Raw genomic sequence first — 1,070 nt, 5'->3', positions numbered from 1 at the left:
AAGATTTTAGCAACAACACCAGCACCAACTGTACGGCCACCTTCACGGATTGCGAAGCGTAGACCTTCGTCCATTGCGATTGGAGCAATAAGCTCAACCGTCATTTGAACGTTGTCACCAGGCATTACCATTTCAACACCTTCAGGAAGTGTGATATCGCCAGTTACATCCGTTGTACGGAAGTAGAACTGTGGACGGTAGCCTTTGAAGAAAGGAGTATGACGGCCGCCTTCATCTTTAGAAAGAACGTATACTTCTGACTCAAATTTAGTGTGTGGGTTGATTGAACCTTTAGCAGCAAGTACTTGGCCACGTTCAACGTCATCACGCTTAGTACCACGTAGAAGTGCACCAACGTTCTCACCAGCACGACCTTCGTCAAGCAGTTTACGGAACATTTCAACACCAGTACATGTAGAAACTGTAGTTTCTTTGATACCAATGATTTCTACTTCGTCGCCTACACGTAGGATACCACGTTCGATACGACCAGTAACAACAGTACCACGACCTTGAATTGAGAATACATCTTCAATAGGAAGTAGGAAAGGCATGTCTACAGCACGCTCTGGAAGAGGGATGTATGTATCTAGAGCTTCTGCAAGCTCAATGATTTTAGCTTCCCACTGTTCTTCGCCGTTTAGAGCGCCAAGAGCTGAACCTTGGATTACTGGTAAATCATCACCTGGGTAATCGTATTCAGAAAGAAGTTCACGAACTTCCATTTCTACTAGCTCAAGAAGTTCTTCATCATCAACCATGTCACATTTGTTCATGAACACAACGATGAAAGGAATACCAACTTGACGACCAAGTAGGATGTGCTCACGTGTTTGTGGCATAGGACCATCAGTTGCAGCAACAACTAGGATACCACCATCCATTTGAGCAGCACCAGTGATCATGTTTTTAACATAATCGGCGTGTCCAGGACAGTCAACGTGTGCATAGTGACGTGCAGGAGTATCGTACTCAACATGAGAAGTTGAGATTGTGATACCACGCTCGCGCTCTTCAGGAGCGTTATCGATTGATGCGAAATCTTTAGCTACGCCACCGTAAATTTTAGC

The 1,070-nt window shown here is 44.9% G+C and carries 1 protein-coding gene; it reads right to left on the bottom strand.

Translation table 11 applies throughout. The features are described 5' to 3' along the window. Positions 1-1,070, bottom strand: a 1,070-nt coding sequence (tuf, locus tag A6E06_RS14610) for an elongation factor Tu (protein WP_065593228.1), incomplete at both ends; no start/stop codon positions are given.

It is taken from the genome of Aliivibrio sp. 1S175, assembly GCF_001690985.1.
Taxonomy (GTDB): Bacteria; Pseudomonadota; Gammaproteobacteria; order Enterobacterales; family Vibrionaceae; genus Aliivibrio.
This window is presented reverse-complemented; position numbering and strand designations above follow the sequence as displayed.